Below are 7,021 nucleotides of genomic sequence, written 5' to 3'. Positions count from 1 at the left end.
GGCTTCACCTGCTCGGGCGGGCAGGGGCCGGCGCGCCAGGGTGCGTGGGCGCGCACGGCATGCTCCGTCTCCTCCAGAGCCGCCAGCCCGCGAAGGCGGGCTTCGTGTGGTCGTTGCAGCGAATTCATTCGCCCTTGCAGCCGACAGGCACTTTGGCGTCAGCGTGCGCTCGGATTGCCACCTTCCGGGGTGCGGATGAATTCGGGTACAGAGACCGTCGTCATCGCCCCGCCAGCCCCGCCCCGCCCCGGGTTGAAACCCGGGGCTGGAAATGCCACAAGCCCCGTCTCGGCTCGCTACGCTCGCCGAACGGGGCTTCACCTGCTCGGCAGGCATGGGCCGGCGCGCAGGGATGCGTGGGCGCGCACGGCAGGCTCCGTCTCCTCCAGAGCCGCCAGCCCGCGAAGGCGGGCTTCGTGTGGTCGTTGCAGCGAATTCATTCGCCCTTGCAGCCGACAGGGACTTTGGCGTCAGCGTGCGCTCGGATTGCCACGTTCCGGCGTGCGGAGGGATCCGGGTGCGGAGCGCCCGGCCATCTCGTTCGCCGACGACGTTCGCCGGGCCCGTCGCCACCGCGCCGCCGGCCCCGTCGGCGGCGTTGGCGCGTCCGTCGCGCCGCCAAGGTCGCCCCCGCCCGCCCCGCCCCGGGTTAAAACCCGGGGCTAGAAATGCCATAAGCCCCGTCTCGGCTCGCTACGCTCGCCGAACGGGGCTTCACCTGCTCGGGCGGGCATGGGCCGGCGCGCCGGGATGCGTGGGCGCGCACGGCAGGCTTCGGTTCTTCCAGAGCCGCCAGCCCGCGAAGGCGGGCTTCGTGTGGTTGTTGCAGCGAATTCATTCGCCCTTGCAGCCCATTGCAGCCCATTGCAGCCGGGCCGGCCCACGAAAAAGCCCCCGCGCGACGTGTGTCGCGCGGGGGCTTCGTTCGTGGTGCGTCCAGGGGGCGTCAGCCGGCGGCTTCGCCGCTCCAGCCGTAGGTGCGCTGGGTGCTGCCCTCGCAGATGCGCTGCAGGCCGCCGTCCAGCCAGTACGGGAACAGATTGCGGCAGGCGTACGGCGCCAGCGTGACCGTGCTGTCGAACGGGGACAGCGGCACGGTGGCGTTCACGGGAATGGTGCCCACGGCGTCGGTGATCTCCAGGTGCACGCTCACCGCGGTGCCCAGCTGGCGCATCTGGCCGCCGCCGCCGTACGTCTCGGAAACGTTGTTCCATCCCCACAGCGTCTCCTGCCCGTTCACCTGGTCCCACTGGCGGCCGAACACCACCGAGTGGTACGTGACGGTGCCGGCGAAGCGCGTGTACCCGAACGCCGTGCTTCCCTGCACCCCCGAGCCCGTGCTGCACACGTAGAAGTGCGCGCCCTGCTCCACCACCAGCTGGTCGGTGCACGACTGGCCCTGCGCGTCGGGCGCGCCGGCGGTCACGCCGGTCCACACCGGCGCGTGCCACGCCCCGGCGTCGGACCACACCGCCACCTCCACCGCCGCCAGCGGAAACGAGACCGCCCGCGCCACGGAGCCCGTCAGCGCAAAGGTCTGCGTCCGCGGCGCCTCGCCGGTGTTCTGGTTGTGCACGCGGGTTCCGCCGTCCAGGCGGGTCCAGGTCTCGTCGTACTGCAGGTCCAGCTTGACGGTGCGGTCCATCACCGTGGCCGTCCACGTGGGCGTGGGGTTGGGCGTCACGGCGTTCACCTGCCCGCCCGCGGTGGGCATCTCGCCGATGAGCGTGGTGTCGCCCGCGTCCCGCTCCAGCCGGATCTGCACCGGGTGCGTGCCGGTGGTGCGGAAGGTGTGCGTAAAGGCGCAGGTCACGGCGTCGCCCGCGTCCACCCACACGCGGTCGATGCGGTCCACCTCGACCCCGTCCACGTACAGCACGCACGCGGTGTATGCGCCCGACTGGCCGGCCGTCTCGCGCACGGTGCCCGTGATGACGGTGGGCACGCCGGCGACCACCTGCGCGGGCGGGTCGATGCTCACGGCCAGCACCGGCGCGCTGCCCACGGTCGCGGTGACGTTCACCACGTCGGTGCGGTTGCGGTCGATGCCGCGCACGTTGGCCTGCACCTCGATGCGGGCGCCGCGCGGCAGGCCGTGCAGCAGGAACTCGTACGAGCCGCCCGAGGTGGGGCGCTGGAAGTTCTGCGTGAACAGCCTGGTCCCGTCGGGGGCGTACGCCTTGAGCTGCACCTTGGCCAGCTCGCCCGGGGCGCGGGCGGGGTCGTCCACGCTGCCGGTGGTCACCAGCAGGCGCGTGACGCCGTCGCTGCCCAGCAGGGCGCGCGCGGCCAGGCGGGCGCTGCCGGAGCGGCCGGTGGCGTGCGGCAGGCCGCTGTCGCGGTACTTGCCGGTGTGCAGGCTGCGGGCGGATTTGGCGGAGAGTGCGGCGTCCTGCGGAGCGCGCGCGAGCGGCGACGTTGCATCGCCGGTGCAGGCCGCCGCGGCCAGAAGGGCGAGCGCGGCGACGACGCGGGTGGAGGAGAGTCGAACCATGACGAGCCTTGGGAGGAGCAGGTGGGTGCTCTCCTTCGGCGGCCGGGCTGTCTCAGGGAGACCCCTAGCTTTGCGGACCGGCCTCGCGACCGGGGTGCCGTTTCGGGAAACTGAAGGAACTGCTTTCCGCGGGACTTTCGTGCAACAAAGTTCCGTAGCAGAAGACGGGTCGAATATAACCGGCGGATGGCGGCGCACAAGGGCCTTGTCTTGGGCCCTGATGCTGCCTCGTATTTACGGGTAAATGCTTGTCCGGAAAGCGGTAAGGGAGAGGAAAAACGGTGCAACGCGGCGTGGCGGGTGTAACGGTACGTTGCAGCGAGTTGGCCCGTGCGGCTCCGGGGGTGACGGTGCACTCCAGACGCCGCGTCCGCGAGCCAGCGCCGGGAAGGTGCACGAAGCTCGGATGGCAGATTCCTCGGTCGCGCGCGGGATGCGGTGGATCCCTCCGGGTTCATCGCGGCGCTCCTTCGGAATGACGATGCGCCGCGCCGAAGGGCACACCCCGCTGGCGGGGCCCCTCGCACTTCGGCCGGCGGAAGACCGACCGAGAGTCCGCGTGCTGGACGGCAGGTTCTTGCGGTGACGCGGGGTTCCCGGGCGATGCCCGGGACGGAGTTCCGCGCGAGGGGAGGGAGATTCTTCGGTCGCGCCAACGGCTCTGCGGCTTTTCCGTGAGCCCGGGGTGGGCGCTTCCTCAGAATGACAGGTGTTTCCGCGAACTGAGGATGGGGATGGTTCCCGGGCGATGCCCGGGACGGAGCTCCGCGCGAGGGGAGGGAGATTCTTCGGTGGCGCCAGCGGGCTCCGCGGCTTTCCGTGAGCCCGGGGTGGGCGCTTCCTCAGAATGACAGGTTTTGCCTCGGGGTTCGTAACAGCGCACCCGCTCACCCCTTCACCCGCTCACCCCTTCACCCCCCTACCCTCCCGCGCGGTTCACGATCACCAGCTTCTGCCAGATCTTCGCGCACAGGCCGGTCGTCAGCGTCTCCACCTCGTCCACGGCGGCCAGGACGACGGGGTCGTCCAGGGTCTGGGCGTAGAGCGCGGCGAGCTTGCTGTTGAGGGCCAGCATCTCGCTGCAGTAGTCCAGGTAGCGCGAAAGCTCCCACCGCGTCAGCGTGCGCCGCGGCGACGAGGGGGTGTCGGGCACGCGCGCGCCGGAGTCGGTAAAGCGCTCCGGGTCCTTGGTGAGCTGGTGCATGTCGACGATGTGCGCCAGGGCGCGCAGCTCGCGCAGCGACGCCAGCGCCTTCTTGCGCTTGATGCGGCTCTCCGTGGTGGCCAGGAACACGATGGCGGCGCCCAGCAGGATCAGCTCGTTGATGGCGGCGTCCACGGCCTGGATGACGTCGATGAAGTGCAATCCCTGCCCGTTCACGTTCACCCGCAGCGCGATCCCCGCCACCAGCGCCACCAGCAGCAAAATCACCAGCCCCGCCGCGGCGCGCACCCACAGGATGGGGCGCTTTACCCACTCCACCCGCGCCAGCGTGTTGCGGGCGATGCCCAGCTGCTGACGGGCCACGCGCGCCAGCCCGCTCCCGGGAAAGCGCTCCTCGATGCGGTCGCCCAGCGCATCGATGGTCTCGATGATCCGCGTGGGGTGCAGGTGAAGGTCGCCGGTCTCCGGCGGTGCGCCCGGCACGGGCGGGCGGGCGGCGGGCGGCGCGGGGCTCAGCAGGTCTGGCATCGGCGGGGACGGGGGATCGGGATCGGTCGCGGCTCCCCAAGGATAGGCGCGCGGGGGCGGCGGGGGCAACGGCGGCGCGGATGATGAAGGGGATGCAGAGGACGATCGTCATTCACCTCTGCACCACGGAGAGCCCGATGCCGCACGACCGAAAGCACGACCTGAACGCCGAGGAGGCCACGGGCGTCTCCGCGGAGGACCACACCGGCGAGCGCGACGCCCGGCTTTCCGCGAAGAGCCTGGCGGCCCGCGGCGACGCGCCCGACGGCAGCGAGGACGGGTCGCCCGAGGCGCGCGAGCAGCCGGACGGATCGCCCGGCGCGTGACAGCGCCGGATGGGCGGCCGGATGCAAAGGGTTCGTGGAACCATGCTTGCAAACGGCGCCGCCCGGGTGGGGCGTGGGGATGGGGGACAAACGCGACGGAAGGGGCGGAGAATGAAGGCGCAAGGCATCCTTGGGCTGCTGAAGGACGCGGTGAAGGACTTTTCGGACGACGAGTGCCCGGTGCGGGCGGCGGCGCTCTCGTACTACATCGTGTTCTCGCTGCCGCCGCTGCTCATCCTGATCCTGCTGATCGCCAGCGCCGTGTTCGACCCGGCCGAGGTGCAGCGGGCGCTCAGCCAGCAGATGGGCAGCTTCATGGGCCCGCAGGGCGCGCAGGAGATCGGCACCATCATGACCGAGGCCGAAAAGCCCGGCGGGCGCGGGCTGAAGGCGGTGATGGGCATCGCCGCCGTCATCTTTGGCGCCACGGGGTCGTTCCTGCAGCTGCAGAGCGCGCTGAACCGCGCCTGGGAGGTGGAGCCGGACCCCAGGGCGGGCGGCATCAAGAACATGATCACCAAGCGCATCCTGTCGCTGGGGATGATCCTGGGGGTGGCGTTCCTGCTGCTGGTGTCGCTGGCGCTGAGCGCGGCGCTCTCCGCCGTGGGGGGGATGATCGGGCGGCTGATCCCCGGCGGGTCCGAGGTGGTGGCGCACGTCTTCAACTTCATCCTGAGCTTCGTGGTGATCACGGGGCTGTTCGCCGCCATCTACAAGGTGCTGCCGGACGCGAAGATCGCCTGGAAGGACGTGTGGGTGGGGGCGGTGGTGACGTCGCTGCTGTTCACCATCGGCAAGTTCCTGCTGGGGATGTACCTGGGCCGCAGCAACCCGGGCGAGGCCTTTGGGGCGGCGGGGTCGCTGGCGCTGCTGCTGGTGTGGATCTACTACTCGTCGATGATCGTGCTCTTCGGCGCGGAGTTCACGCAGGCGTGGGCCATTCGCCAGGGCGCGGGCATCGTCCCCAAGGAGGGCGCGCGGCGGATGAACGACGAGATCGGCGACCCGACGAAGTCGCCCCTGCCGGCGCCGCAGCCGCTGCCGAAGAGGTGAACGGGTGAAGGGGTGAAGGGGTGAACGGGCGCGCTGTTACGAACCCCAAGGCAAAACCTGTCATTCTGAGGAAGCGCCCACCCCGGGCTTTCGGCAAAGCCGCGGGGCCCGCTGGCGCGACCGAAGAATCTCCTTCCCCTCGCGCGGACCCCCGTCCCCGGGCATCGCCCGGGAACCCCGCGTAACCGCGAGATCCCGCCGTCCAGCATCAGATTCTTCAGCCGGCGCCACATCCCGCCGAATGCGAGACTCGGCGTAGTGGGACGCGAGGGATCTTTCCCTCAGAGGGAGTTTAAGAATCCCAGCGCTCGCGCCGGTCTGTCATTTCGAAGGAGGCGCCACACCGCACCATCGGCTCGCACGAAATCCTGCGCGCCGACTGAGAAATCTACTGTCTGCTGCTGGTGCCCCGCTGCACCGCTCCGGCACTGGCCCTGTCCGCCCGTGTCGTAGCCGCGAAGCAGGCACGGGCTGCCGCGTCTGCCCTCCAGCAATCCGACAGGGATTCCTCGGCCCTGCAACCTCTGTGTGAAAGCAGGCTGCGGCGTGGCCGGGCCTCGGAATGACAGCGCTCGTAGATCTGCCTGGATGCGCAGCGTCGGATTCTTAAACACGCTCTGAGGGAGGCGACGCCCCGCAACTCGCCTGTACACTGCACCTTGACGCCGACCGAAGGACCGCGCCAGCAGAACGACGGGGCTGGTCCCGCGGCATGGAGCCGGCCCCACCTTGCCGGAGAGTAGGTCCTTCGGTCGCGCGCAGGCGGTTGTGTGGAATCGGTTTACACGTGGTGCGCTCCCTCAGGAAGTCATCGCTTCTTTGTGAGGTTGGGGGTTTAGCAACACCCTCTGATATGAGAAAGGCGCCGCGTGAGGACCCTGCCCTGCCCCGCAGTCCAGGCGCCGACCGAGAATGTGCCGGATGGGCGCGCCCTCGCGTCAGCTGCGTCCACGTTCAGCGCGAGGGCCTCCCGTTCCCGACAGAGATTCTTCGGTCGGCGCACAGGCGATGGTGCACCTCGAAAGGACTGCGCGCGCGCCTTCCTCAGAATGACACCGGATCCGGGAAACAACACCTTTATGGATACAGAGGAACAGAGGAACAGAGGAACCAAGATGATAACTCGGCTCGCGTTCTCTGTCTGACTCTGTTCCTCTGTACGATCATTCTTTTCAGCGCCTGTAGACGCGGGGCGCCTTCCATCACGCCAGAAACTTGACGACGGGGCGGGCTGGGGCTTGTAGAATGAGGCGCGCATCCGGGAGCCAAGGCCGGTACAACACTGGTGGTGCTACCCCGTTATTCAGCGTGGCTTGGGGAAGTTTGCGGCCCCATCACTGGTGACACGCCAGTGCCTTGCCCGCACTGGCATGATCCCGTTTAGGAGAATGCTCCCTCCTGCCGCCTCCCCGCTCCCGGATGCGCCGTCCTCGTTTCCAGAATGACAGGAGGCCC

4 protein-coding genes and 1 riboswitch are annotated in these 7,021 nt (G+C 69.4%); of the genes, 2 read left to right on the top strand and 2 right to left on the bottom strand.

The window, feature by feature from the left end; all coding sequences use genetic code 11:
- Positions 1-946: 946 nt before the first annotated feature.
- Together VGC13_RS00700 and VGC13_RS00695 are read right to left on the bottom strand one after the other, a co-directional pair.
- On the bottom strand, positions 947-2,494 hold the full coding sequence (locus VGC13_RS00700) for a hypothetical protein (RefSeq protein ID WP_331123264.1): 1,548 nt from the start codon (positions 2,492-2,494) through the stop codon (positions 947-949).
- A 34-nt stretch (positions 2,495-2,528) separates the two neighbouring features.
- Positions 2,529-2,603, bottom strand: a riboswitch (cyclic di-GMP riboswitch).
- 810 nt (positions 2,604-3,413) lie between these two features.
- Positions 3,414-4,187, bottom strand: a complete 774-nt coding sequence (locus VGC13_RS00695) for a hypothetical protein (RefSeq protein ID WP_331123263.1) — start codon at positions 4,185-4,187, stop codon at positions 3,414-3,416.
- 137 nt (positions 4,188-4,324) lie between these two features.
- Between VGC13_RS00695 and VGC13_RS00690 the strand changes: the two genes are divergently transcribed.
- Both VGC13_RS00690 and VGC13_RS00685 read left to right on the top strand, forming a co-directional pair.
- A complete protein-coding gene (locus VGC13_RS00690; protein ID WP_331123262.1) occupies positions 4,325-4,513 on the top strand; it encodes a hypothetical protein in 189 nt (62 codons plus the stop codon).
- Positions 4,514-4,624: 111 nt separating this feature from the next.
- Positions 4,625-5,566, top strand: a complete 942-nt coding sequence (locus VGC13_RS00685) for a YihY/virulence factor BrkB family protein (RefSeq protein ID WP_331123261.1) — start codon at positions 4,625-4,627, stop codon at positions 5,564-5,566.
- The last annotated feature ends 1,455 nt before the right edge of the window (positions 5,567-7,021 follow it).

Origin of the sequence: Longimicrobium sp. (genome assembly GCF_036399255.1) — a bacterium.
In the GTDB taxonomy this organism is placed as follows: Bacteria; Gemmatimonadota; Gemmatimonadetes; order Longimicrobiales; family Longimicrobiaceae; genus Longimicrobium.
The sequence above is the reverse complement of the archived record's forward strand: the minus strand, read 5'-3'. Positions and strand labels throughout refer to the sequence as shown.

What these genes read in the sequence shown, in the direction of transcription:
- VGC13_RS00700 (WP_331123264.1), bottom strand. Translation starts at nt 2,494, where the DNA reads ATGGTTCGACTCTCCTCCACCCGCGTCGTCGCCGCGCTCGCCCTTCTG.
- VGC13_RS00695 (WP_331123263.1), bottom strand. Translation starts at nt 4,187, where the DNA reads ATGCCAGACCTGCTGAGCCCCGCGCCGCCCGCCGCCCGCCCGCCCGTG.
- VGC13_RS00690 (WP_331123262.1), top strand. Translation starts at nt 4,325, where the DNA reads ATGCCGCACGACCGAAAGCACGACCTGAACGCCGAGGAGGCCACGGGC.
- VGC13_RS00685 (WP_331123261.1), top strand. Translation starts at nt 4,625, where the DNA reads ATGAAGGCGCAAGGCATCCTTGGGCTGCTGAAGGACGCGGTGAAGGAC.